At 59.7% G+C, this 25,067-nt stretch carries 30 protein-coding genes; 16 read left to right on the top strand and 14 right to left on the bottom strand.

Translation table 11 applies throughout. From position 1 onward, the window contains the following. Positions 1-17 precede the first annotated feature (17 nt). The 9 genes from ACMGGW_RS20220 (at position 18) to ACMGGW_RS20180 (ending at position 8,584) form a co-directional block, all read left to right on the top strand. Complete coding sequence (locus ACMGGW_RS20220) at positions 18-383, top strand: glycine-rich SFCGS family protein (RefSeq protein ID WP_004937000.1); 366 nt, start codon at positions 18-20, stop codon at positions 381-383. After that, entirely contained in the window at positions 383-679 is a 297-nt protein-coding gene (locus ACMGGW_RS20215; protein WP_047729783.1) for a DUF4312 family protein, read from the top strand. The genes ACMGGW_RS20220 and ACMGGW_RS20215 overlap by 1 nt, the downstream gene beginning before the upstream one ends. Positions 680-709: 30 nt before the next feature. Beyond that, on the top strand, positions 710-1,486 hold the full coding sequence (locus ACMGGW_RS20210; protein WP_004937006.1) for a DUF4311 domain-containing protein: 777 nt from the start codon (positions 710-712) through the stop codon (positions 1,484-1,486). A gap of 11 nt (positions 1,487-1,497) precedes the next feature. Continuing rightward, entirely contained in the window at positions 1,498-2,148 is a 651-nt protein-coding gene (locus ACMGGW_RS20205) for a DUF4310 family protein (RefSeq protein ID WP_004937013.1), read from the top strand. A 63-nt stretch (positions 2,149-2,211) separates the two neighbouring features. Then, complete coding sequence (locus ACMGGW_RS20200) at positions 2,212-3,351, top strand: amidohydrolase/deacetylase family metallohydrolase (RefSeq protein ID WP_099816649.1); 1,140 nt, start codon at positions 2,212-2,214, stop codon at positions 3,349-3,351. After that, positions 3,335-4,453, top strand: a complete 1,119-nt coding sequence (locus tag ACMGGW_RS20195) for a DgaE family pyridoxal phosphate-dependent ammonia lyase (RefSeq protein ID WP_197832238.1) — start codon at positions 3,335-3,337, stop codon at positions 4,451-4,453. The genes ACMGGW_RS20200 and ACMGGW_RS20195 overlap by 17 nt, the downstream gene beginning before the upstream one ends. Continuing rightward, entirely contained in the window at positions 4,450-5,190 is a 741-nt protein-coding gene (gene dagF, locus ACMGGW_RS20190) for a 2-dehydro-3-deoxy-phosphogluconate aldolase (protein WP_025304381.1), read from the top strand. The genes ACMGGW_RS20195 and dagF overlap by 4 nt, the downstream gene beginning before the upstream one ends. 211 nt (positions 5,191-5,401) lie before the next feature. Beyond that, positions 5,402-6,616, top strand: coding sequence for a lactonase family protein (locus tag ACMGGW_RS20185; protein WP_197832239.1), 1,215 nt, complete (start codon positions 5,402-5,404; stop codon positions 6,614-6,616). Between the two features lie 51 nt (positions 6,617-6,667). Further along, positions 6,668-8,584, top strand: a complete 1,917-nt coding sequence (locus tag ACMGGW_RS20180; protein ID WP_043141955.1) for a BglG family transcription antiterminator — start codon at positions 6,668-6,670, stop codon at positions 8,582-8,584. A 40-nt stretch (positions 8,585-8,624) separates the two neighbouring features. Here ACMGGW_RS20180 and npr read toward each other — a convergent pair whose 3' ends face one another. The 11 genes from npr to ACMGGW_RS20125 all read right to left on the bottom strand — a co-directional run bounded on the left by npr (position 8,625) and on the right by ACMGGW_RS20125 (position 16,659). Then, a complete protein-coding gene (npr, locus tag ACMGGW_RS20175; protein WP_043141958.1) occupies positions 8,625-8,897 on the bottom strand; it encodes a PTS phosphocarrier protein NPr in 273 nt (90 codons plus the stop codon). Next, entirely contained in the window at positions 8,894-9,748 is an 855-nt protein-coding gene (gene rapZ, locus ACMGGW_RS20170) for an RNase adapter RapZ (protein ID WP_015379177.1), read from the bottom strand. Before rapZ ends, npr begins: the two co-directional genes overlap by 4 nt. Before the next feature lie 129 nt (positions 9,749-9,877). After that, entirely contained in the window at positions 9,878-10,339 is a 462-nt protein-coding gene (ptsN, locus tag ACMGGW_RS20165) for a PTS IIA-like nitrogen regulatory protein PtsN (RefSeq protein WP_016930212.1), read from the bottom strand. A 155-nt stretch (positions 10,340-10,494) separates the two neighbouring features. Next, a complete protein-coding gene (gene hpf / locus ACMGGW_RS20160; RefSeq protein ID WP_004937038.1) occupies positions 10,495-10,782 on the bottom strand; it encodes a ribosome hibernation promoting factor in 288 nt (95 codons plus the stop codon). A gap of 23 nt (positions 10,783-10,805) precedes the next feature. After that, on the bottom strand, positions 10,806-12,239 hold the full coding sequence (gene rpoN / locus ACMGGW_RS20155) for an RNA polymerase factor sigma-54 (protein WP_043141961.1): 1,434 nt from the start codon (positions 12,237-12,239) through the stop codon (positions 10,806-10,808). 52 nt (positions 12,240-12,291) lie between these two features. Then, positions 12,292-13,017 (bottom strand): LPS export ABC transporter ATP-binding protein, encoded by a 726-nt coding sequence (lptB, locus tag ACMGGW_RS20150; RefSeq protein ID WP_004937040.1) that lies wholly within the window; start codon positions 13,015-13,017, stop codon positions 12,292-12,294. Positions 13,018-13,023: 6 nt separating this feature from the next. Further along, complete coding sequence (gene lptA / locus ACMGGW_RS20145) at positions 13,024-13,563, bottom strand: lipopolysaccharide ABC transporter substrate-binding protein LptA (protein WP_025304377.1); 540 nt, start codon at positions 13,561-13,563, stop codon at positions 13,024-13,026. Beyond that, entirely contained in the window at positions 13,532-14,110 is a 579-nt protein-coding gene (gene lptC, locus ACMGGW_RS20140) for an LPS export ABC transporter periplasmic protein LptC (RefSeq protein ID WP_004937047.1), read from the bottom strand. The genes lptA and lptC overlap by 32 nt, the downstream gene beginning before the upstream one ends. Then, entirely contained in the window at positions 14,107-14,661 is a 555-nt protein-coding gene (kdsC, locus tag ACMGGW_RS20135; protein WP_141999028.1) for a 3-deoxy-manno-octulosonate-8-phosphatase KdsC, read from the bottom strand. Before kdsC ends, lptC begins: the two co-directional genes overlap by 4 nt. Positions 14,662-14,678: 17 nt before the next feature. Beyond that, positions 14,679-15,665: an arabinose-5-phosphate isomerase KdsD gene (gene kdsD, locus ACMGGW_RS20130; RefSeq protein WP_141999026.1), complete on the bottom strand. Its 987-nt coding sequence runs from the start codon at positions 15,663-15,665 to the stop codon at positions 14,679-14,681. Between the two features lie 16 nt (positions 15,666-15,681). Next, positions 15,682-16,659 (bottom strand): calcium/sodium antiporter, encoded by a 978-nt coding sequence (locus ACMGGW_RS20125; protein ID WP_197832240.1) that lies wholly within the window; start codon positions 16,657-16,659, stop codon positions 15,682-15,684. Between the two features lie 303 nt (positions 16,660-16,962). On the opposite strand from ACMGGW_RS20125, the gene mlaF reads away from it, so the two are divergent. From mlaF to murA, 7 genes are all read left to right on the top strand, one after another. Beyond that, positions 16,963-17,778, top strand: coding sequence for a phospholipid ABC transporter ATP-binding protein MlaF (gene mlaF, locus ACMGGW_RS20120; protein WP_043141965.1), 816 nt, complete (start codon positions 16,963-16,965; stop codon positions 17,776-17,778). 4 nt (positions 17,779-17,782) lie between these two features. Next, positions 17,783-18,565 carry a lipid asymmetry maintenance ABC transporter permease subunit MlaE gene (gene mlaE, locus ACMGGW_RS20115; protein WP_004937059.1) on the top strand — a complete coding sequence of 261 codons (783 nt, stop codon included), beginning with the start codon at positions 17,783-17,785 and terminating at the stop codon, positions 18,563-18,565. Positions 18,566-18,569: 4 nt separating this feature from the next. Then, positions 18,570-19,118, top strand: a complete 549-nt coding sequence (gene mlaD, locus ACMGGW_RS20110; protein ID WP_197765055.1) for an outer membrane lipid asymmetry maintenance protein MlaD — start codon at positions 18,570-18,572, stop codon at positions 19,116-19,118. Positions 19,119-19,132: 14 nt separating this feature from the next. Continuing rightward, positions 19,133-19,762 (top strand): phospholipid-binding protein MlaC, encoded by a 630-nt coding sequence (gene mlaC / locus ACMGGW_RS20105; RefSeq protein ID WP_025304372.1) that lies wholly within the window; start codon positions 19,133-19,135, stop codon positions 19,760-19,762. Next, positions 19,762-20,064 (top strand): lipid asymmetry maintenance protein MlaB, encoded by a 303-nt coding sequence (gene mlaB, locus ACMGGW_RS20100; RefSeq protein WP_025304371.1) that lies wholly within the window; start codon positions 19,762-19,764, stop codon positions 20,062-20,064. Before mlaC ends, mlaB begins: the two co-directional genes overlap by 1 nt. A gap of 140 nt (positions 20,065-20,204) precedes the next feature. Next, positions 20,205-20,459 (top strand): BolA family iron metabolism protein IbaG, encoded by a 255-nt coding sequence (gene ibaG / locus ACMGGW_RS20095; RefSeq protein WP_025304370.1) that lies wholly within the window; start codon positions 20,205-20,207, stop codon positions 20,457-20,459. A gap of 55 nt (positions 20,460-20,514) precedes the next feature. Beyond that, complete coding sequence (gene murA, locus ACMGGW_RS20090; RefSeq protein ID WP_004937068.1) at positions 20,515-21,774, top strand: UDP-N-acetylglucosamine 1-carboxyvinyltransferase; 1,260 nt, start codon at positions 20,515-20,517, stop codon at positions 21,772-21,774. A 71-nt stretch (positions 21,775-21,845) separates the two neighbouring features. Here the strand turns inward: murA and degS are convergent, their stop codons facing one another. From degS to zapG, 3 genes are all read right to left on the bottom strand, one after another. Beyond that, positions 21,846-22,904 (bottom strand): outer membrane-stress sensor serine endopeptidase DegS, encoded by a 1,059-nt coding sequence (gene degS / locus ACMGGW_RS20085; protein WP_025304369.1) that lies wholly within the window; start codon positions 22,902-22,904, stop codon positions 21,846-21,848. 88 nt (positions 22,905-22,992) lie between these two features. Further along, complete coding sequence (degQ, locus tag ACMGGW_RS20080; RefSeq protein ID WP_025304368.1) at positions 22,993-24,363, bottom strand: serine endoprotease DegQ; 1,371 nt, start codon at positions 24,361-24,363, stop codon at positions 22,993-22,995. A 174-nt stretch (positions 24,364-24,537) separates the two neighbouring features. Continuing rightward, the gene (gene zapG, locus ACMGGW_RS20075) at positions 24,538-24,939 is read right to left on the bottom strand and encodes a Z-ring associated protein ZapG (RefSeq protein ID WP_004937074.1); all 402 of its coding nucleotides are present in this window, start codon (positions 24,937-24,939) and stop codon (positions 24,538-24,540) included. Between the last annotated feature and the right edge of the window lie 128 nt (positions 24,940-25,067).

Genomic DNA, 25,067 nt, shown 5'->3' with positions numbered 1-25,067 from the left:
AATCAGGAGAATATAACATGGGTCAAATTACCGTAGTGATCGGCGATCGTTTGGGCAAAGGGCAAAAAGTCGGCCAGGGTGTTGAAAACGCAGGCGGAAAAGCGGTGGTTATCCCCGGCGTGGCGGCGGACATGAAGCTGGGCGACGTCATGAAAGCGGAAAACGCGCAGCTGGGCATCTCTTTTTGCGGTAGCGGTGGCGCCGGCGCAATTACCGCGCAAACCAAATACGGCTACAAAGCCAAATACGGCATGCGTTCGGTGGAAGAGGGCGTGACGGCAATTAATGAAGGCTGCAACGTGCTGGGTTTCGGCTTTATGGATAAAGAAGAGCTGGGCCAGAAACTGGTGGAAGCCTACGTCAAAAAACATGGCAACCCATAATGAAAGAGCAATATACCACATCGGTAAAGGTGGAGGGTAAAGGCGACAGCAAAGCGAAAGCTTTTGCTTCCGCCTTGGCTAATGTGCAGGGCGCGGTATTAAAGTCCACCAACAATATTCTGCTGCGCATCGAGCCGCAGGACGTCAGCGTAGTGAAAGCGGAAGAGAAAATAACTAAAGAGAAATTTCTTTTCTTCTTTTTGCCGCGTGAAAGAAAGCGCTATGCCGTTTCTCTGGAAATAACCGTGAACGTAACCATTATCAATACCGAGAAGGTTGTCTTCGTCACGAAATAAAAACGTTAGCATAAATGAAAGGGTATACTGATGTTTTTAATCATCTTATTTAAATCGATAATTATCGGTGGGCTGGTGGGAGTCGGCGTAGGGGCCGGCGCCGCACGCATGTTCCACGCGCCGACAACACAGGGCATGGGGGCGTTTCGCACCCTGGGCGAGCTGAACTCCTGCGAGGGCGATCCGGCTTCCCACTTCTCATTCGGTCTGGGCTTCTTCTTCAACGCCTGGGCGTCTTCCGTAGCGGCAGGTTCCTTCACGCAGGACGTCGATCACCGCATCATCCCGCACTGGGGCGCGGCGGCCCTGATGGTCAAGAACCGCAATCTGGCGCAAACGCTGCACGATCCGAAAAAAATGGCCATCGCCTGCGGCATCATCGGCATGCTGGTGGTGGCCTTCCTCAATACCACCGCTTCCGCCGTGCCTGCCGCGCTGCAGGTCACCGCGATCAAGGTGCTGGTGCCGGCGGCCAACCTGCTGGTGAATACCGTGATGCCGGTGATCTTCTGGCTGGCGGCGATCGACGCCGGGCGCCGTTCCGGCTTCTGGGGCACCATCTTCGGCGGCCTGGCGCAGCTGATCATGGGCAACGCCGTACCGGGCCTGGTGCTGGGCATTCTGATCGGCAAAGGCGTGGAAGAGAGCGGCTGGAACAAGATCACCAAGATCATGATGGCGGTGATCGTGCTGCTGTTCGTGCTGAGCGGCTTCTTCCGCGGCTTCGACATGAAAGTTCTCGAGTCCTTCAGCCTCGGCGTGCCGGGCTGGCTGGACGCCATTCACAATACCCTGAGCGGTAAATAAGGAGCGGGATGATGGAAGAGCAAACCCAAAAGGGCTTCTGGTACGCCGACTGGTCATTCCCGATTTTTGTTGGCCTGCTGTCCTCCGGCGTGTTCGCCGGGACGCACATGTACTACCTGTACGGCATCGGCGCCTTTAACGAAGTGGCCTTCGTCTCCATGCTGCGGGCGGGGATGGATACCGGCGTGTATGGCGCGGTGGCGGCGTTCGGCGCCAGCTTCCTGTTCGCGCGCATCATCGAAGGTTCACTGGTGGGCATCCTCGACATCGGCGGCGCGATCCAGACCGGCGTCGGGCTGGGCGTACCGGCGCTGCTTTTGGGGGCCGGCATCGTGTTCCCGGTCGCCAACTTTGCCGCTTCGCTGGCTACCGGCCTGATCATCGGCCTGGCGATCGGTTATGTGATCATTCTGGCGCGAAAATTCACCATCAATCAAAGCAACTCCACCTACGGGGCGGACGTGATGATGGGGGCGGGCAACTCCTCGGGCCGCTTCCTCGGGCCGTTGATCATCCTGTCGGCAATGACCGCCTCGATCCCGATCGGCATCGGTTCGCTGCTCGGCGCGCTGCTGTTCTATATCTGGGGTAAACCGATCACCGGCGGAGCGATCCTCGGCGCGATGATCCTGGGGGCGATCTTCCCGGTAGCCATTTCTTAAGAGGCCTGCGCCAGGCGCCGCCCGATGCTGCGGCGGCGCCCGGGCTAACAGGAGCAATGCGGTATGTATGACTTAGTAATCAGAGGCGCCAGACTGGCGGACGATACGCTGATCGATCTGGCGGTGAAAGACGGCAAAATAGCCTCGGTGGGGCGGCTGGCGGCGGACATCAGCGCCGTTCGCCAGCTGGATTTGGCGGGCAACTGCCGCCTGAGCGCCGGTTGGATCGATGCGCACGTGCACTGCTATCCCGAATCGCCGATTTATCATGACGAGCCGGATCGGGTCGGCGTCGCCAGCGGCGTCACCAGCGTGGTCGATGCCGGCAGCACCGGCGCCGACGATATCGACGCCTTTTATCAACTGACGCGCAGCGCCAAAACCAACGTTTTCGCCTTCCTCAATATCTCGCGCATCGGCCTGCTGCGGCAGAACGAGCTGGCGGAGTTGACGGACATCGACAAGCGCGAGGCCGGCCAGGCCATCGCCAACCATCCCGGTTTCATCATCGGTATCAAGGCGCGCATGAGCAGCAGCGTGGTGGGCAAGAACGGCACCCGCCCGCTGGTGTTGGCTAAAGAGATCCAGCAGGAAAACCGCCAGCTGCCGCTGATGGTGCATATCGGCAATAACCCGCCGGATCTGGACGAGATTGCCGATCTGTTGACCCGTGGCGACATCATCACCCACTGCTACAACGGCAAACCGAACCGCATTCTGACGCCGGCGGGCACGCTGCGCGAGTCTATCCAGCGCGCGCTGCGGCGCGGCGTATTGCTCGACGTGGGGCACGGCACCGCCAGCTTCAGCTTCGAGGTGGCGCGCCAGGCGATCACGCTGGGTATTTTGCCGCACACCATCAGCTCCGATATTTACTGCCGCAACCGCATGAACGGACCGGTACACAGCCTGGCGACGGTGATGTCCAAATTCTTCAGCGTCGGCCTGACGCTGCCGCAGGTGATCGCCTGCGTGACGGAGAACGCCGCGTCGGCGCTGCAGCTGAGCGGCAAAGGGCGGCTGGAGCCGGGCTATGACGCCGATTTCACGCTGTTTGAGCTGCGCCGCGAACCGCAGGTCTTCGCTGACGCCGAAGGGCAAACCGCCGAGGGCGAACGGCTGCTGGTGCCGCTGGCTGCGGTGGTGGCCGGGGAAATCCTATTAACCGAACAAGGGGAGGCAAGCCATGTCTTCGATTTATGAAAAATACGGTTTGAAGCAGGTGATCAACACCTCCGGCCGCATGACCATTCTCGGCGTTTCCACGCCGCGCCAGGACGTGATCGACGCCGTTGATTACGGCCTGAACCACTATTTCGAAATCAAGGATCTGGTCAACAAGACCGGCGCCTACATCGCCGATCTGCTCAACGTGGAAGATGCGGTGATCGTCTCCTGCGCCTCGGCGGGCATCGCCCAGTCGGTGGCGGCGGTGATCGTTAAAGATAACGCCAATCTGCTGGTGAACCTGCACTCGATGCCGGTGACCGTGCCGCGCGAGATCGTGCTGCCGCGCGGCCACAACGTCAACTTCGGCGCGCCGGTGGACACCATGGTGGCGCTGGGCGGCGGCAAGGTGGTGGAGGCGGGGTACGCCAACGAATGTTCGCCGGAGCAGATTGAAGCCTGCATCACGCCGCAGACTGCGGCGATCCTGTACGTCAAATCGCACCACTGCGTGCAGAAAAGCATTCTGTCCGTCGAACAGGCGGCGGTGGTGGCACGCAAGCATAACCTGCCGCTGATCGTCGACGCCGCGGCGGAAGAAGATCTGATGTGTTACTACCAGATGGGGGCCGATCTGGTGATCTACAGCGGCGCCAAAGCCATCGAGGGGCCGACCAGCGGTCTGGTTGTCGGCAAGAAACAGTACGTCGAGTGGGTGAAGTTGCAATCCGGCGGCATAGGCCGGGCGATGAAGGTCGGTAAAGAGGGCATCCTCGGCCTGACGCAGGCGATTGAAAGCTATCTGACGCTTGAGAAAACCACCGGGCAACAGATGGTGGAGCGGATGACGCCATTCCTCAACAGCCTCAACACCCTGACCGGCGTCAGCGCCAAGACCGTCTGGGACAGCGCCGGCCGCGATATCGCCCGCGCCGAGATCGCCTTTGACGAAGCGGTGTTGGGGCGGTCGACCTATGACATCGTCCAGGCGCTGAAAACCGGCGACATCGCCATCTACTTCCGCGGCTATAAGGCCAACGAGGGTAAGATTGAGGTCGACGTGCGCAGCGTCGACGAGCAACAGCTGATGACCGTCTTTCGCTGTATCAAAAACCTGTTTACGGAGAAACAAGCATGAAGCTGCAGCCTAACTACTATCGCGACCGCGTCTGCCTGAACGTGCTGGCCGGCTCCAAAGCCAACGCGCAGGATATCTACGCCGCGGCGGAAGGCCATGTGCTGGTGGGCGTGCTCTCCAAGAACTACCCGGACGTCGACAGCGCGGTGACCGACATGCTGCGCTATGCGCGCCTGATCGAAAACGCGCTGTCGGTCGGCCTGGGCGCCGGCGATCCGAAGCAGTCGGCGATGGTCAGCCTGATCGCTCAGCAGGTGCAGCCGCAGCACGTTAACCAGGTGTTTACCGGCGTCGGCGCTAGCCGCGCGCTGCTGGGCCAGAACGACAGCGTGGTCAACGGCCTGGTGTCGCCGACCGGCCGCGTCGGTTGGGTGAAGATCTCTACCGGCCCATTGAGCGCCGCGGCGCCGGACGGCATCGTGCCGGTGGAAACCGCCATCGCCTTGCTGAAGGACATGGGCGGCAGCTCCATCAAGTATTTCCCGATGGGCGGCCTGAAGTGCAAGGACGAATACCAGTACGTCGCCAAGGCCTGCGCCGAGCATGACTTTATGCTGGAGCCGACCGGCGGCATCGATCTGGAGAACTTTGAGCCGATCGTCGAGATCGCGCTGGCGGCCGGCGTGAAACGCGTGATCCCGCATATCTACAGCTCGATCATCGACGCCGCCAGCGGCGACACGCGTCCGCAGGACGTGAAAACCCTGCTGGCGATGACCAAAAAGCTGGTGGGCTGAACGCACAATGGGATGAGGTAAACGCTGGGAGGCGAAGGTTTTCCCGTGGCGCGGCATGCCGCGCCGTTACCTATAGCCTATAGCTTTCAAGTTGCAGCTAGGCGGCAAGCGCAGGAGCCCCAGGAGCTTACTTAAGTAAGTGACTGGGGTGAGTGTGGGCAGCCAACAACGCTGCGGCTTGAAAGATGACGGGTATATACTGAGGACTACTATGCGAAACTGGCAGGCTCCAACCCGACGCACCGCGTTGTTCCTGGCGCTGCTGGCCGTGACCGGCCCGGCGCTGCATGCTGAGGATGCAATGAACTCCACGTCATCTCATTTTGCCTATATCGGCACCTACAATCCCAACGGCGAAGGCGTTTACCGGGTGCAGGTCGATCCGGCCAGCGGCGCGCTGAGCCACGCCACGCTGGTCAGCAACGTGCCGAATCCGGCGCAGCTGACGCTGGGCGTCGGCGGCAAAACGCTGTATGTCGCCAGCGAAGTGGCCGATTTCAACGGCGGTAAGCACGGCGGCATCACCGCCTACCGGGTCAATCCGGCCGATGGCGGCCTGACGCAGCTCAACCAGGTGGATTCGCAGGGGGCGGGGCCGGTGTATCTCTCATCGACGCCGGACGGGCGGCATCTGCTGGTGGCGAACTACGTCAGCGGCAGCGTGGCGGCTTTCCCGATCGAAGCGGACGGCCGCCTGGGCACCGCCAGCTCGGTGCAGCAACAACAGGGCCCGGCGGGCGCGGCCAAACCGGCGGCGGCGGTGAACGGCAGCTTCGCCATCAGCGATCACAACGGCCCGCATGCCCATATGATCGCCAGCGATCCAAGCGGCAAGTTTGTGTTCTCTACCGATCTGGGATTGGATCGCATCTACCAATGGCGCTTTGACGCCGCGAGCGGCCGGCTGACGCCCAACGATCCACCGTGGATCGCTGCCTCGTCCGCCGGCGCCGGCCCGCGTCACTTTGTGTTTCATCCGGATGGCGACACCGTGCTGCTGGTGAACGAAGAGGCTTCAACGTTGACCAGCTACCGTTTTGATCGCCAAAAAGGTACTCTGAAACAACTGCATGCAGTTTCCGCGCTGCCCGCCGACTATCAGGGTACCAGCTTCGCTTCGGGGCTGGCGCTCAGCAAGAACGGCGACACGTTGTACGTCGCCAACCGGCTGCATAACAGCATTGCCCAGTTCAGCGTGGGCGCCGGCGGCGAGTTGAAACCGGTGGCGGAAACCTGGACCCGTGGCGATTACCCGCGTTCGCTGGCGCTGAGCTTGGATGGCCGCTATCTGTATGCGTTGAACCAGCGCAGCGATAACGTCACTCGCTTCAGCGTCAACCCGACGGACGGCAAACTCAGCTTTGTGGGCGGCTATCTGCCGATCGGCAGCCCCTCGCAAATGGCGTTTCTGCCGCCGGCGAAGTAACCCGTGGCCCGCCCGGTTCGCCGGGTGGGCCGCCTGATTGACGGATACAGAATGGTGCGATTTCCTTACCCGCGTTTGGCTTACTTGTTCGATGCTTTGCAAACCGAGACTTTGCCGCAGGATGAGCTGGCGAAGCGTTTCGCCGTGTCCACCCGCACGGTGCGGGCGGATATCACCGCGCTGAACGAGATCCTGGACAAGTACGGCGCGCGTTTCGTGCATAGCCGTGGGGCCGGCTATCGCCTGCAGGTCGATAACGCCGCGCTGTTCAGCGCCCTGCAGCATCAGGAGCGCCGCAAGCATGCTACCCCGCGCAGCGCGCAAGAGCGGGTGCATTATCTGCTGGTGCGTTTTTTGACCTCAGCCTTCTCCCTTAAACTGGAAGATCTGGCCGACGAATGGTTCGTCAGCCGCGGTACGTTGCAAAACGACATGGCTGAGGTGAGGGAACGTCTGGCGCACTATCAATTGACGATCGAAACCAAACCGCGCTACGGCATGAAGCTGTTCGGCGCCGAGATGGCGATCCGCGCCTGCCTCACCGATCTGCTGTTCCAGCTGCAGCTGGCCGATGCCGAGAACCCGCTGCTCAACAACGAGATCCTGCTGCAGCCGCAGGTAGCGGCGTTCGCCGGATTGCTGCATCCGCTGTTGTCGCAATATGCCATTCGCCTGACCGATGAGGGCGAACAGTACCTGATTTTCTACTGCGCGGTGGCGCTGCGGCGCATCAACGATGGCTATCCGCTGTCGGACTTCGAGGTGGAGGACGGCGACGAGGCGGTGCGCCAGGTGTCGACCCGCCTGGCGGCGGAGCTGCGTGCGGCCTCCGGCAAAGAGATCTCGATGGCCGAAGAGGCCTATCTGCGGGTCAACATCGCCGCGCGCCGCGTGCAGGACGTGCAGCCGACCGAAATCAACGCCGACGATGAAGAAGCGCTGGTGGACTACATTCTTTCCTACATCAACGCACACTATAACTACAACCTGCAGGGCGACGAGCAGCTGCGGGCCGATCTGCTTACCCATATCAAAACCATGATTACGCGGGTGAAATACCAGATCAACATCCCCAATCCGCTGCTGGCCAATATCAAGCAGCACTATCCGATGGCTTACGACGTGACGCTGGCGGCGGTCTCCAGCTGGGGCAAGTACACGCCTTATACGCTGAGCGAGAACGAAATCGGTTATCTGGTGCTGCACATCGGCGTGGGGCTGGAGCGGCATTACAACATCGGTTATGAACGCCACCCGCAGGTGATGCTGGTGTGCGATACCGGCAACTCGACGGTGCGCATGATCCAGGCGCAGATTGCGCGCAAGTACCCGCAGCTGGTGATGACGCGCATCGTCTCGCTGCGCGATTATGAGATGCTTGCGCACATCGACGAAGACTTCGTGATTTCCAACGCCCGCATCGGCGAAAAGAACAAGCCGGTGGTGGTGATGTCGCCGTTCCCGACCGATTATCAGCTGGAGCAACTGGGCAAACTGGTGCTGGTGGATCGCACCAGGCCGTACATGCTGGAGAAGTTCTTCGACGCTGAGCATTTCATGGTGCTCAACGAGCCGCTGACGCAGGCGGAACTGTTCAGCCGGGTGTGCGGCCAGCTGGAGCGGGAAGGGTACGTCGGCGCGGACTTTTATCCGTCGCTGGTCGAACGTGAGGCGATCGTCTCCACGCTGCTGGGTGAAGGCATCGCGCTGCCGCACTCGCTGGGGCTGCTGGCGAAAAAGACCGTGGTAGTGACGCTGCTGGCGCCGCAGGGGGTCGCCTGGGGGGAAGGTGAGATCGCGCACGTGATTTTCCTGCTGGCGATCAGCAAGAGCGACTATGAAGAGGCGATGGCGATCTACGAGCTGTTCGTCACCTTCGTGCGTGAACGCTCAATGAGCCGCCTGCTGGGCAGCGACAGCTTCGACAGCTTCAAAGCGGTGGCGCTGGACTGCCTGAGCCGGAGTTGAGGGGCATGTGAGTGATTGGGCGCAGAAGTGCCCTCAGCGACTAATCTTCATCAAACCCGGAGTTGAACAGCTCGACCACCGCCGTCAGCGCGTTGACTTCGTCGGGGCCGGTCGCTTCGACTTCGATATGCCGGCCCTGGGCGGAGTCCAGCATCAGCAGCGCGATGACGCTGCTGGCTTCGGCCTCGGTGCCGCTTTCGTTGCGCAGCATCACTTCGGCGTCGAAGCTTTGCACCAACTCGAACAGTTTCATCGCCGGGCGCGCGTGCATGCCCAGCTTGTTTTTGATTTCAACCGTCTGTTTGACCGTCATTGTTTACGCTTTTCCAGCGTGCGGTGGCGCGACTGCACGTTCTTGCCGCGCGAGCGGAAGTAATCGGCCAGCTGTTCCGCCACGTACACCGAGCGGTGTTTACCGCCGGTACAGCCGATGGCGACCGTCAGGTAGCTGCGGTTGTTGGTTTCCAGCATCGGCAGCCATTGTTCCAGGTAGCTGCGGGTCTGGTAGATGAAGTTGTGCACTTCGGTATGGCGATCGAGGAACGACGCCACCGGCTTGTCCAGACCGGTCATCGGCCGCAGCTTCGGATCCCAGTGCGGGTTCGGCAGGAAGCGCACGTCGAACACGTAGTCGGCGTCGATCGGAATACCGTGCTTGAAGCCGAAGGATTCGAACACCATCGTCAGTTCGCGCTCGCGCTTGCCGAGCAGGCGGGTGCGCAGCATTTCGGCCAGTTCGTGCACCGACATTTCCGAGGTGTCGATAATCAGGTCGGCCCGGGAGCGCAGCGGTTCGAGGAGATCGCTCTCTTCGTCAATGGCGCTTTCTAGCGACAGGTTTTTGCTGGAGAGCGGGTGCAGGCGGCGGGTGTCGCTGTAACGGCGGATCAGCGTGTTGCGATCGGCGTCGAGAAACAGCAGCTGCGGCGAGAAGCTGTCCGGCAGTTGAGTCATCGCGTATTCGAACACTTCCGGCGATTCCGGCATGTTGCGCACGTCGATGCTGACCGCCGCGGAGATATTGCGTTCCGCCAGCGTATTGGCGAGCTGCGGCAGCAGAACCACCGGCAGGTTGTCAACGCAGTAAAAACCCATGTCTTCCAGCGCCCGCAAGGCGACGGATTTTCCGGAACCGGAACGGCCGCTGACAATCATCAGCACCATGTGGCAACTCCCCTGGCATCGCGGCGGCGTTCATCGCCACCGGTGTAAACTTTGTTATTCCGGCCGAGGCCGGATCCATCATCGTGAAACAGTAACGTTATCCGGGCTGGAAGTCACGCCGACCGGGTATCACTCGGTGATGATTTGGTAAAGTTCTTCGTCGCTTTGCGCGGCGCGCAGGCGGCGGCATACGGTTTTGTCGGCCAGGCGTTTGGCGACCAGCGACAGGGTATGCAAATGGGTTTTGCACTGATCGGCAGGCACCAGCAGCGCGAACAGCAGGTCGACCGGCTGGTTGTCGATAGCGTCGAAAGCGATGGGTTGGTCGAGACGGATAAACACGCCAACGGCCCGCAGTGTGTCCTCTTCCAGTTTGCCGTGGGGAATGGCGATACCGTTGCCGATACCGGTGCTGCCCATGCGTTCCCGGGTGAGAACCGCGTCAAACACCACCTGCGAAGGCAGATTGAGCTGTTTGGCGGCCAGTTCGCTGATAATTTCCAAAGCCCGCTTCTTGCTGGTGCAGTGTACCGAGCTTTTGGTGCACTCGATGTTTAACACCGAGCTTAATTGCATATATTCGTTGTTCATCTCATCTTCACTTAAAACCGCGCCGCCGGGCGCACCCGGCAAGGCGGTTTTTCGTCGGTTTTAACCCTGATTACCGTTCGGCGCGTCACCCATGCGGGTCACGCGCCGAAGGGCGAGGCTGCGACGGAGGCAACCTCACGGAATGGGTTAGGGTGTCAGTGTTGCTTCAATTTGTCTTTATGTTTGTTCAATTGACGTGCCAATTTATCGATCAGCGTATCAATTGCGGCATACATATTCTCGTCTTCCGAGGTGGCGTGCAACTCGCCTCCATTCACGTGCACCGTTGCTTCCGCAATTTGCTGCACTTTTTCCACACTTAATACAACATACACCTGATTGATGCGATCAAAATACTGTTCGAGTTTGGCGAACTTGTTGTTCACGAACTCGCGCAACGGATCGGTGATTTCGATGTGGTGTCCGGTAATGTTGAGCTGCATAGTGTCTTCCTTCTCAATAGAGGTCAAACCAACTGTTTACGCTGGTTCGACGGCGGGATGGACAAAGACTCTCGGTACTTGGCGACGGTGCGCCGGGCCACGATGATCCCCTGATCGGCGAGCAGGGTGGCCAGCTTGCTGTCGCTGAGTGGTTTGGCGGGGTTTTCCGCCGCAATCAATTTCTTCACCAACGCGCGGATCGCCGTCGAGGAGGCTTCGCCGCCGCTGTCGGTATTCACGTGGCTGGAGAAGAAATATTTCAATTCGAAAATGCCGCGCGGGCTGTGCAGAAACTTCTGCGTGGTAACGCGCGAGATCGTCGATTCATGCATCTCCACAGCCTGGGCGATATCCGCCAGCACCATGGGTTTCATAAACTCTTCGCCTTGCTCGAAGAACGCCTGCTGCTGGCTGACGATGCAGCGGGTGACCTTCAGCAGCGTTTCGTTACGGCTCTCCAGGCTTTTAATCAACCACTTGGCTTCCTGCAGGTTGCTGCGGATAAACTGGCCGTCGGCTTCGCTGCGGGCGCTGTTGCCCAGCGCGGCGTACTGCTGATTGATCTTCAAACGCGGCACGCTGTCGCCGTTGAGCTCGACCGTCCATTTGTTCTGCGTCTTGCGCACCAGCACGTCCGGGATCACGTATTCCGATTCGCCGGTATTGATCGACTGCCCCGGGCGCGGATCGAGCGACTGAATCAGCAGCATCGCTTCTTTCAGTGTATCTTCTTTTAGCCGGGTTGATCGCATCAGGCTGCGAAAGTCGTGGTTGGCCAACAGATCCAGATGCTCGCTGATGATCAGCCGCGCTTCGGCCAGATAAGGCGTATCTTTGGCGTATTGGGAGAGCTGCACCAGCAGGCAATCGCGCAGATCGCGCGCGGCGACGCCGATCGGATCAAAACGCTGCACGCGCTTCAGCACCGCCTCGACTTCCTCGAGGGTCACGTTCTCGTCGCCCAGGCTTTCCAGAATGTCTTCCAGGGGGACGGTGAGATAGCCGGTGTCATCCACCGCGTCGACGATGGAAGTGGCGATGGCGGCGTCGGTATCGGAGAACGGCGTCAGATCCACCTGCCACATCAGATAATCCTGCAGCGTTTGGGTGGTTTCGCCCTGATAGACCGGCAGCTCGTCGTCGCTGTAGTCGGTGCCGGTGCCGGACGGTGTGCCGGCGGTGTAGATCTCATCCCAGGTGGCGTCCAGCGGCAGCTCTTCCGGCATGTCTTTCTGTTCCAGCGCCTCGCGGGTATCGAGCCCCTCGGTCTCCTGGGTTTCTTTGGCGTCGATTTCGTCGTGCAGATCGGTCTGTTCAAGCAGCGGATTGCTCTCCAGCGCCAGCTGGATCTCTTGCTGAAGCTCAAGCGTGGACAACTGCAGCAGGCGGATCGCCTGCTGGAGCTGAGGTGTCATGGCCAGCTGTTGGCTGAGCCTGAGTTGCAAACCTTGCTTCATAGTTTTCTGTCTACTTCCGTTAACGGTGTCGCCCCACAGGGCGCGCCGGCGCTTAGAGGCGGAACTCTTCGCCCAGATAAACGCGTTTAACCTGCTCGTCGGCCAGAATAGCATCCGGCGTGCCGTGGGCAATCAGTTTGCCCTGGCTGACGATGTAGGCGCGTTCACACACGTCCAGCGTCTCGCGCACGTTGTGGTCGGTGATCAGCACGCCCAGGCCGCTGTCACGCAGGTGCTCGATGATTTTCTTGATATCGATAACGGAAATCGGATCCACCCCGGCAAAGGGTTCGTCCAGCAGAATGAATTTCGGGTTGGCCGCCAGCGCGCGGGCGATTTCGACGCGGCGGCGTTCGCCGCCGGACAGCGCCTGGCCGAGGCTGTCGCGCAGATGGGAGATATGGAACTCTTCCATCAGCTCTTTGGCGCGGTCTTCGCGCTGTTCGCTGGTGAGATCGGGACGGATCTCCAGCACCGCCATCAGGTTGTCGTACACGCTCAGGCGGCGGAAGATCGACGCTTCCTGCGGCAGATAGCCGATGCCGCGGCGCGCGCGGGCGTGCAGCGGCAGCAGGCTGATGTCTTCTTCGTCGATCACGATGCGCCCGGCGTCGCGCGGCACGATGCCGACCACCATGTAGAAGGTGGTGGTTTTACCGGCGCCGTTCGGCCCGAGCAGGCCGACGATCTCGCCGGATTTCACTTTCAGGCTGACGTCTTCGACAACTTTACGGCCTTTGTAGGCTTTCGCCAGGTTTTCTGCGATGAGTGTTGCCATAAGTGATTAGTTACTCTTTTTTTGCCCGTTTTTGTCTTGCAACTGCGACGGTACCAGAACCGTTGTCACGCGTTTGCCTTTGTCGCTAAACGCCTGCATTTGCTGCTGTTGCACCAGATAGGTGATGCGATCGCCTTTCACGTTGCTGTCGAGCTGCTCCAGATAGGCGTTGCCCGTCAGGGTCACCAGCTGGGTCGCCACGTCGTAGCGCACTTTTTGCGCGTGGCCTTTGACCGGCTTGCCGCTGTCCTGCATCTGGTAGAAGGTTACCGGGTTGCCGAACGCTTCAATATAGGTCTTATTCTGATCTCCGCCCGGGCGGGTGACGACCACCTTGTCGGCGCGAATATCGATGGTGCCCTGTTTGATCACCACGTTGTCAGTGAAGGTGCTGACGTTGCTTTGCATGTCCAACGACTGCTTGAGCGAGTCGATGCTGACCGGCTGGCTGGAGTCGGATTTCAGCGCCAGAGCGGGGGCGCTGGCGGCCAAAACTAAGCTGCCGAGCAACAGGTTACGGAGTTGGTTTTTGGTTCTGAATTTCATAGTTGGTCTTAACCTTATCAATCAGCTCAGCGGTTTTGGTCCGCAGGTTCCCACGCATTTTCATGCCGTTAGAGGTAAAATTGGTCCCGTAAAGCGTGACTTCGTCATCGGAGGTGACGTCCTGGGTGACCAGGTTTACCTGAGCGTTGTCCGTCTTAATTTTTTCCAGCTGCGAGGTGGTGGTCAGGCTGTTAACCTCGACGTGACCATACAGATACAGCATCCGGTCTTTAGTCAGTTTGGCGCGATCGGCGCGAACTGACCAGGTGGCCACCGCATTCTCATCGAACAGCGTCATCACCGGCTGGGTGAACCAGCTCAGCTCGCCGGCGGTGTAATACTTCGCGTCTTCCGCCACCAGTTTATAATTCAGCTTGCCGGCTGGGTTGTACACCACGGTGACCGTGTGCTGGCTCTGGTAAGTCGGATCCTGATCGTTGACCGGGCCCGGGGCCGTGTCGTCGCTGAAGTCCGTCATGTTCCAGCCGATCAGCGCCAGAACGATCACCGTCAACAGGATGGTGATCCACAGTTTGGTTTTACTCATATCGACAGCCCTTTGGCGTCCTCCAGCTTATTTTGAGCCAAAAGAATGATGTCGCACAGTTCGCGTACCGCACCGCGGCCGCCGGCAATGCGGGTGACGTAGTGGGCGCGCGGCGTCAGCAGCGGGTGGGCGTCCGCCACCGCGACCGCCAGGCCGACCTGCGCCATCACCGGCCAGTCGATCAGGTCATCGCCGATATAGGCGACCTGATCCGCCGTTAACGACAGTTTATCCAACAGTTCACGGAAGGCCAAAAGCTTATCGGATTGCCCCTGATACAGATGGGTGATACCGAGCGTTTGCGCACGGTCTTCCAGCAGCTTGGCGGAGCGTCCGGTAATGATCGCCACCTCGATGTCCGAGGTTTTCAAGCAGCGGATGCCGTAGCCATCGCGCACGTTGAACGCCTTCAGTTCTTCACCGTTGTTGCCCATGAAGATCAGGCCGTCCGACAGCACGCCGTCAACGTCGCAAATCAACAGGCGGATGTTACCGGCACGCGCCATAACCTCTTGTTCTACCGGCCCGTAGCAGGTTTCTACCATACTCATTTTGTTCTATTCCTTAATTAAACGACGCCGGCGCGCAGCATGTCATGCATATGTACCACACCCAGCAGTTGGTCGCCATCGGCAACCAGCAGCGCAGTGATGTGGCGTTGTTGCATCAGGTTCAATGCATCGACCGCCAGGATGTTGGGGCGCACCCGCACGCCGCCCGGCGTCATGACATCGGCGATCTTCGCTTCGTGCAGGTTGATGCCCATGTCGAACACCCGGCGCAGGTCACCGTCGGTGAAGATGCCGGCGATTTTCATCAGATCGTCGCAGACAACCGTCAGGCCCAGATTTTTACGGGTGATTTCCAGCAGCGCGTCGCGCAACGAGGCGTCGGTACTGACGTGGGGCATTTCGTCACCGCTGTGCATGATATCGCTCACCCGCAGCAGCAGTTTACGGCCGAGTGCGCCGCCCGGATGCGACAGCGCGAAATCTTCCGGCGTGAAACCGCGCGCCTTCAGCAGCGCGACGGCCAGCGCATCGCCCATCACCAGCGTGGCGGTGGTGCTGGTGGTCGGCGCCAGCCCCAGCGGGCAGGCCTCCTGCGGCACCTTGATGCACAGGTGGATATCCGCTGCTTTGCCCATCGAACTTTCCGGATTGTTGGTCATGCAGATGAGGGTGATCTGTTGGCGTTTCAACACCGGGATCAGCGCCAGGATCTCACTGGACTCGCCAGAGTTGGAGATGGCGAGCACGATGTCCTGCGGGGTGACCATGCCCAAATCGCCATGGCTGGCTTCCGCCGGGTGAACGAAGAATGAGGGGGTGCCGGTGCTGGCGAAGGTCGCGGCGATCTTGCAGCCGATATGGCCGGATTTGCCCATGCCCATCACCACCACTTTGCCGCCGCAGGCGGCGATCGTTTCGCAGGCGCGAGTGAAGTCCGCGTTGATGTAGCTGTCGAGCTGAGCCAGCCCTTCACGCTCTATCTGAAGCACTTCTTTGCCGGCCTGTTGAAAATCGAAGCCCGGTTGCAACTCAATGTTCGACATACTCATTCCCGTCGGTTTAGCCGAAAGTACTGAAAGGGTTAAAGAACAGCACCGAAAGATACGCAATAAAGCCGCATAATAACAGCGCGCCCGCCAGGTGGCCGATGCGATGTTTGCGGCCGATGCACAGCACGCTCAGCAGCACGCTGGCCGCCAGCATCACCCAGTAATCGCGCTGGAAGGCGGCGGCATCCACGCTGCCCGGCGACAGCAGGGCGGGTACGCCCAGCACGATAACCGTGTTGAAAATATTGGAGCCGATGATATTCCCAATCGCCATATCATCCTCGCCCTTCAGCGCCCCGGCGATGGAGGTGGCCAGTTCGGGCAGGCTGGTGCCGATGGCGATAATGGTCAAACCGACCACCAGTTCGCTCAGGCCGAAATAGTGTGCAATCACCGTCGCATTATCGACCACCATTCTGGAAGAGAGCGGCAGAATGATAAACGCCAGCACCAGCCACAGCACCGCCACGGTATTGCTGCTGTCCTGCGGCAGTTCGGCGATCTGCTCCATAGTCAGGCTGTCACTGCCCTCGCGCTGCGCCAGCCGCGCGATTTTCAGCATCAACAAGATGAAGCCGGCGGCGGCGGTCAGCAGCAGCACGCCGTCCAGCCTGCTCAGGGTACCGTCCATCAACACGAAACCGCACAATACTGTGACCGCTAACATCAGCGGCAGTTCGCGCCGCAGTATCTCGGAGCGCGCGGCCAGCGGGTGAATCAGCGCCGCCACCCCCAGGATCAATAAGATGTTGGTGATGTTGGACCCTAATACGTTGCCAACGGCCATATCTATCTGCCCGTTCAACGCGGCGGTGGTGGACACGATCAGCTCCGGCAGCGACGTGCCGATGCCGACGATGGTCATGCCGATGATCAACGGCGGTACGCCGAGCGAGCGGGAAATCACGGCAGCACCATAAACTAAGCGGTCTGCACCATACACCAGTAGAAATAAACCAACGATTAATAATGCTATCGCGAGAAACATGCAGGGTCCTTTGTCGGGTATTATCCCGGTTCGTTGGTTAAAGCCGTCAATGCGGCGGTATTGCTTGCCCTCCGTTGCACGCGTTTGAGCCGCAGCAACGGTTTTTCCCGGCTAATTGTTGAACAGTTTCGTTTTTTTTCGTTATGGCGCCAATTTTGACCGGGTGGCGCGGAAAAGTAAAACCAATGGCACCATTGGTTGCGAAATGGCAGTAAGTTTTTGTAAAGATGAGACGGATTGCGCCCATTGCTTTAACATCACGGGTAGATTCAGCAAAAGATGAGTCGTAAAGGGTCCATTAACATGCTCCAAAAGGCAGATAATTTGGTCGAAGTGCGCGACATGAGCTTCTCGCGCGGCGACCGACGGATATTTGAAGACATCAACCTGACGGTGCCTCGCGGTAAGGTCACGGCGATCATGGGGCCATCGGGCATCGGCAAAACCACGCTGCTGCGCCTGATAGGCGGCCAGCTGGCGCCGGACAGCGGGGAGATTTGGTTCGACGGCGACAACATTCCCGCGTTGTCCCGCCGTCAGTTATACGACGCGCGCAAAAAGATGAGCATGCTGTTCCAGTCGGGCGCGCTGTTTACCGATTTGACCGTATTCGAAAACGTGGCTTACCCGCTGCGCGAGCACAGCAACCTGCCGGAGCCTTTGTTGCGCAGCACGGTGCTGATGAAGCTGGAAGCCGTGGGGCTGCGCGGCGCGGCTCAGCTGATGCCCAATGAGCTTTCCGGCGGTATGGCGCGCCGGGCGGCGTTGGCGCGTGCGATCGCGCTGGACCCGGAAATGATCATGTTCGACGAACCTTTCGTTGGCCAGGATCCGATCACCATGGGGGTGCTGGTCAAGCTGATCGACGAGCTGAACCATGCGCTGGGCATTACCTGCATCGTGGTGTCGCACGACGTACCGGAGGTGCTGAGCATCGCTGACTACGCTTACATCGTGGCCGATCACCGGGTGATCGCTGAAGGCACCACGCAGCAATTGCAGAACAATCCTGATGCGCGCGTGCGCCAGTTCCTGGATGGTATAGCGGATGGGCCGGTGCCGTTCCGCTATCCGGCCGGGGATTATCAGGCCGAACTGCTAGGCTTAGGGAGTAAATAAGCTCATGTTATTAAGAGCGTTAGCGTCGTTGGGGCGCAGTGGCATCAACACCAGCGCCAGCTTCGGCCGCGCCGGGTTGATGCTGTTCAACGCGTTGATTGGCCGGCCGGAACCCGGCAAGCAGTGGCCGCTGTTGTTGAAACAGCTCTACAGCGTCGGCGTGCAGTCGCTGCTGATCATCATGGTTTCCGGGCTGTTTATCGGCATGGTGCTGGGCCTGCAGGGCTATATCGTGCTCACCACCTACAGCGCCGAGGCCAGCCTCGGCATGATGGTGGCGCTGTCGCTGCTGCGCGAACTGGGGCCGGTGGTCACGGCGCTGCTGTTCGCCGGCCGCGCCGGTTCCGCGCTCACGGCGGAAATCGGCCTGATGAAGGCGACGGAGCAGATCTCCAGCCTGGAAATGATGGCGGTCGATCCGCTGCGGCGCATCGTGGCGCCGCGCTTCTGGGCGGGGCTGATCAGCATGCCGCTGTTGACCATCATTTTCGTGGCGATCGGCATTTGGGGCGGCTCGGTGGTCGGCGTGGACTGGAAAGGCATCGACAGCGGCTTCTTCTGGTCGGCGATGCAGGGCGCCGTGGAGTGGAAAAAAGATCTGCTCAACTGCCTGATCAAGAGCGTGGTATTCGCCATTACCGTAACCTGGATTGCCATTTTCAACGGGTACGACGCCGTGCCTACCTCTGAAGGGATTAGCCGGGCGACGACGCGTACCGTGGTGCATTCGTCACTGGCGGTGTTGGGATTGGATTTCGTGCTGACAGCACTGATGTTTGGGAATTGATTCGATGCAAACGAAGAAGAGTGAAATCTGGGTTGGGGCATTTATGCTGATCGCGCTGTGCGCCATCGTGTTTATCTGCCTGCAGGTGGCGAACCTTAAATCGATCGGCAGCGAGCCGACCTACCGCATTTACGCAACGTTCGACAACATCGGCGGCCTGAAACCGCGTTCGCCGGTGAAGATTGGCGGCGTGGTGATCGGCCGCGTGGCTGACATCGAACTCGATTCGAAAACCTACACGCCGCGCGTGGCGCTGGATATCCAGAAAAGGTACGACCAAATCCCAGATACCAGCTCGCTGGCGATCCGCACCTCCGGCCTGCTGGGCGAGCAATATCTGGCGCTTAACGTGGGCTTTGAAGATCCTGATATGGGCACCACCATCCTGAAAGACGGGGGTACCATTCAGGACACCAAATCAGCCATGGTTCTGGAAGACCTGATCGGCCAGTTCCTGTATAAAAGCGGCGGTCAGGACAGCGCTAAATCGGGAGACGCGGCCGCTGAGCCGGCTGCCGGCGCCGCACCGCAACCCGCTGTTCCAAATCATTAAGAGAGGATACCTGCATGTTTAAACGTTTACTGATGGTGGCTCTGCTGGTGGTTGCACCGCTGGCGAGCGCAGCCGACCAAACCAATCCTTACAGCATGATGCAAGACGCGGCGCAGAAGACTTTCAGCCGTTTGAAGAACGAACAGCCGAAGATCAAGCAGGACCCGAACTACCTGCGTGCCATCGTGCATCAGGAACTGATGCCGTTCGTGCAGGTGAAATACGCCGGCGCGCTGGTGCTGGGGCGTTACTACAAAGAGGCAACGCCTGCGCAGCGCGAAGCTTACTTCACCGCCTTCCAGGCTTACCTGGAGCAGGCTTACGGCCAGGCGCTGGCGATGTATCACGGCCAGACTTACCAGATCGCGCCTGAACAACCGCTGGGCAATGCCGACATCGTGGCTATTCGCGTCACCATCATCGACAACGGCGGCCGTCCGCCGGTGCGTCTGGATTTCCAATGGCGCAAGAACAGCAAAACCGGCTACTGGCAGGCGTATGACATGATCGCCGAAGGCGTCAGCATGATCACCACCAAGCAGAACGAGTGGGCGTCTACGCTGCGTACTCAGGGCATCGACGGCCTGACCAAACAGCTGCAGGCCGCCGCCGCGCAGCCTATCACGCTGGACAAGAAAAACTGATGTCGGCAGCGCTCAGCTTCGAATCAGAGCAGCAGACGCTGATCCTGCGCGGTGAACTGGATCGGGAAACGCTGCAGCCGCTGTGGCGGCAGCGCGACGCGCTGATGGCGGATAAAACCGCGATCGACGTGGCGCAACTGCAGCGCGTGGACTCCGCCGGGCTGGCGCTGTTGCTGCATCTGCAGGAAGAGCAGCGCCAACGCGGCGTCGCGCTGAAAATTTTCGGCGCCACCGAGCGCCTGAAAACGCTGATCGCGCTCTACAACCTGCAGGCGATAATGCCTGTCGATACCGTCGGTTAGCGGCGTTTTACGCCGCCATTGCGTGGTAAAACGATACAAAGCCCCTGTTATGCAGGGGCTTTTTCTTTAGTTTAAGAAAACATCGTATTCCACTAAGATACTAGGCTGTTTATGATCCTTTAGCGGCAGAACTGGATACTATGGAAACCAACGAGATTAAAGACGTGCTGATGCAGGCATTGGCACTGGATGAAGCACATGTGACGGGCGACGGCAGCCATTTTCAAGCGATCGTGGTCGGTGAACTGTTCGCCGGCATGAGCCGCGTCAAAAAACAGCAGACGGTTTACGCACCGCTGATGGAATACATTGCTGACAACCGCATTCATGCCTTGTCTATCAAGGCGTACACCCCTGAAGAGTGGCAGCGAGACCGCAAACTCAACGGATTTTAAGGCTGTTTGCCCTGCTGGGCGGGCAGCTTCAGATTAGATAACAGAGAGTAGTCAGATGGATAAATTTCGTGTGCAGGGTCGGACCCGCCTGAGCGGTGAAGTGTCTATTTCCGGGGCCAAAAACGCCGCCCTGCCGATCCTGTTCGCCGCCCTGTTGGCGGAAGAGCCGGTCGAGCTGCAGAATGTCCCTAAGCTGAAGGACATCGACACCACCATTAAACTACTCAACCAGTTGGGTACCAAGATTGAGCGTAACGGTTCGGTCTTCGTGGACGCCAGCGGCGTGAACGAGTTCTGCGCCCCTTACGATCTGGTGAAAACCATGCGCGCTTCCATCTGGGCGCTGGGGCCACTGGTGGCGCGCTTCGGCCGCGGTCAGGTTTCCCTGCCGGGGGGCTGCGCGATCGGCGCGCGTCCGGTCGATCTGCACATCACCGGCCTGGAGCAACTGGGTGCCGAGATCAAGCTGGAAGAAGGCTACGTCAAGGCGTCCGTCGAGGGCCGTCTGAAGGGCGCGCACATCGTCATGGACAAGGTGAGCGTGGGCGCGACCGTAACCATCATGAGCGCCGCGACTCTGGCGACTGGCACCACCGTTATCGAGAACGCCGCGCGTGAGCCGGAAATTGTCGATACCGCCAACTTCCTCAATACGCTGGGCGCGAAGATCAGCGGCGCCGGCAGCGACAAGATCACCATCGAAGGCGTCGAGCGTCTGGGCGGCGGCGTGTATCGCGTGCTGCCTGACCGCATCGAGACCGGGACCTTCCTGATCGCCGCCGCGGTTTCCGGTGGCAAAGTGATGTGCCGCAACACCCGCCCGGATACGCTGGATGCGGTGCTGGCCAAGCTGCGCGAAGCCGGTGCCGATATCGAAGTGGGTGAAGACTGGATCAGCCTGGACATGCACGGTAAACGCCCGAAAGCGGTCACCGTGCGCACCGCGCCGCACCCGGGCTTCCCGACCGACATGCAGGCCCAGTTCAGCCTGTTGAACCTGGTGGCGGAAGGCACCGGCGTTATCACCGAGACCATCTTCGAAAACCGCTTCATGCACGTGCCGGAATTGATCCGCATGGGCGCACACGCGGAAATCGAGAGCAATACCGTGATCTGCCATGGCGTTGAGCAGCTGTCCGGTGCTCAGGTGATGGCGACCGATCTGCGCGCTTCCGCTAGCCTGGTGATCGCCGGCTGTATCGCCGACGGCGTGACCGTCGTCGATCGCATCTATCACATCGATCGCGGCTATGAGCGTATTGAAGACAAGCTGCGCGCGCTGGGTGCGAACATCGAGCGTGTGAAAGGCGAGTAAGGCATTAGCGCCGGCGCGACTGCGTCGGCAGGATGAAAATCAAAGGGCCGGCTATCAATGCCGGCCCTTTTTTAATTGCTGTCTTCCGGGAATTCACCCACCGTCATTTTCAGCGTAATGCGTTTGCCGTCGCGCAGCACGATGACCGGTATCTCGGTGCCCGGTCTGATCTCCGCTACCTGATCCATGGTTTCCAGCACGGACACCGCCGGTTTGTTATCCACGTTGATGATGATGTCGTTGATCTGGAAACCGGCGCTGCTCGCCGGGCCGTTCGGCGTAATTTCGGTCACGATGATGCCCTGCAGGCGATCGATGCCGGAATTGGAGGAGCGCAGCGGAATGATCTCTTTGCCCTGAATGCCGAAATAGCCACGGATCACGCGGCCGTCGCGGATCAGCTTGTCCATGATTTTGGTGGCCAGCTCGATCGGAATGGCAAAACCGAGCCCCTCCGGCGTTTCGCCGTCGGTGATTTTGTCATAGGTCAGGGTATTGATGCCGATCAGCTCACCCAGCGAGTTGACCAGCGCGCCGCCGGAGTTGCCGCGGTTGATTGAGGCGTCGGTCTGCAGGAACGTCTGGCGGCCGGTGGTGCTCATACTGATGCGCCCGGTAGCGCTGAGAATGCCCTGAGTCACGGTTTGCCCCAGGTTATACGGGTTGCCGATTGCCAGCACCACGTCGCCGACGTGGGCAACGCGATTTTTATTGGTCGGGATCACCGGTAAATTGCCGGGATCGATCTTCAGCACCGCCAAATCGGTCAGGCCGTCGGAGCCGACCAACAGTGCTTCGTAGCGGCGGCCATCCTGCAACACCACGGTGATCTGCTGAGCGTCTTTGATCACGTGGCGGTTGGTGATGATATAGCCGCGTTCGTTCATGATCACGCCGGAACCGAGCGACAGCACATTGGCGGCGCCGTTCAGGTTGCGGTTGTAGATGTTCACCACGGCGGGGGCGGCGCGGCGCACCGCCTTGTTGTAGCTCACCGGCGTTTCGTCGCTGGTATTCTCGGTTTTCTCTGCAAACAGGCCGTTGGAAGAGCGCAGCATGGGCAGAGCGACCAACAGCAGGCCGGCAACGATGAGACCGATAACGACAGAACGCAAGAGCTTAGCAAACATGGAGTTTTCGTGGTGTGGTGAACGATGTTCGGAGGATAGCATGAGTTAACCGGGCGCAGTATGTCACCGAGCCCGGTTTTTGCACAAATTAACGCAGTAGCAGATAAATGGTTTCGTTACCGCGCACGATATTGAGCGCCATCACCGGTGGCTTGGCCTCCAGCACTTTGCGCAGCGTAGTGATGTTGTCCACGCGCTGACGGTTGACGCCGATGATCACGTCGCCTTTCTGCAGGCCGATCTGCGCCGCCGTTGACCCTTTATCCACGTTCTCCACCTTCACACCCTTGTCACCGCTCGGCAACGCGCCGTTACTGAGGGAGACGCCCTGCAGCGCCGGCGACAGCGTTTCGGCATTGGTCGAGGCGCTCTCGCTGTTGTCCAGCGTGACCGAGACTTCCTGCGGTTTGCCATCGCGCAGCAGGCCCACCTTGAGGGTTTTGCCCGGCGCGGTGGTGCCCACCTTGGCGCGCAGTTCGGCGAAGCTGCTCACCGGTTTACCGTCGACGGAGACCAGGATATCCCCAGCCTTGATGCCCGCCTTGGCGGCGGCGGATTTCGGCAGCACTTCGCTGACGAAGGCGCCGCGCTGCGCGTCGGTGTTGAAGGCTTTGGCCATATCCGGGGTCATTTCGCTGCCCTTGATGCCCAGCAGGCCGCGTTTCACTTCGCCGAATTCAATCAGCTGCTGGCTCAGGTTCTGCGCCATATTGCTCGGAATGGCGAAGCCGATGCCGACGTTGCCGCCGCTCGGCGCCAAAATGGCGGTATTGATGCCGATCAGCTCGCCATTCAGATTAACCAGCGCGCCGCCGGAGTTACCGCGGTTGATGGAGGCGTCGGTCTGAATGAAGTTTTCCAGCCCTTCCAGATTCAGGCCGGAACGCCCCAGCGCCGAGATAATGCCGGAGGTGGCGGTTTGGCCCAGGCCGAACGGGTTGCCGACCGCGACGGCAAAGTCGCCGACGCGCAGCTGATCGGAGTCGGCCATCTTGATGGCGGTCAGATTCTTGGTGTCACTGAGCTGCAGCAGGGCGATGTCGGATTGCTCATCGCGGCCAACCAGCTTGGCGTCCAACTCGCGCCCGTCGTTCAACTGCACGCGAATTTTATCGGCGTTGTTGATGACGTGGTTGTTGGTCAGCACGTAGCCTTTGGCGGCGTCGATGATCACGCCGGAACCCAGCCCCTCAAACGGGCGGGAGCTCTGCTGTTGGCCGGGGAAGTTAGGGCCGAAGAAGCGTCTGAACTCTTCCGGCAGCTGTTGACGCTGCACCTGAGTGCCGGCGACATGCACGCTCACTACGGCCGGCAAGACTTTTTCTAGCATCGGCGCCAGGCTCGGCAGCGGCTGCCCCTGAACGGCGACGGGCAGGGCCGCGTTGGCCACCGGTACGGAGCTGAGCGTCAGGCCGAGGCTCATTGCCAATGCACTAAGAATTAACGACTTTTTCTTCATTGATTATAACTCTCTCAATACCTGCCGATGAAAATTTGATGATAAGGCAATCACCTTGTCATAGTGAAGGGTAAGACCGTGAATTTGCGTGCAAAGTTCAGTAAAGGTAATGCGAGGGAAGGTCAAGACGGTAAACGCGAGGAAGCCCGCGGGTGGCCCCGCGGGCGAAGGGGATCAGTCGCGGCGCGCGCTTTGCCCGCGCAGCAGGCCGGAGGCACCTTCCGAATAGTCGCGCGGCATTTCCACCGGCGCTTGATCGTTGTCTGCTTCCGCTTCGGTCAGGCGATAGCGGAACGGATTTTCCTGCATCGGCAGATCCGGCAGCAGGTTGTTCGAGCTTTTCGCCATGTGCTGATACAGCTGACGATAATCGCGCGCCATGTTATCCAGCAGCTCGGCGCTGCGGGCAAAGTGGCCGACCAGCTCCTGACGGTACTCTTCCAGCTCGGTTTTGCTCTTGTCCAGCTCGTTCTGCAGGACTTGTTGTTGACGTAATTTACGGTTGCCAAAACGCATCGCCACCGCACCAATCACGATACCGACGACCAAACCAATCAGCGCATACTCCCAGGTCATGATGACTCCTATTTTGACTTCGTTGTTCCGCAGGGATTTTTCACTTAATAATATCCACTATAACCGTTAACCTTGTCCGAGTGGAATCCTGATGCGCTTCCACCTAATTTTTACAGGGTTTTCAGCGG

This window comes from Serratia sp. BNK-4, assembly GCF_048685115.1.
GTDB classification, from domain to species: domain Bacteria; phylum Pseudomonadota; class Gammaproteobacteria; order Enterobacterales; family Enterobacteriaceae; genus Serratia; species Serratia bockelmannii.
The sequence above is the reverse complement of the archived record's forward strand: the minus strand, read 5'-3'. Positions and strand labels throughout refer to the sequence as shown.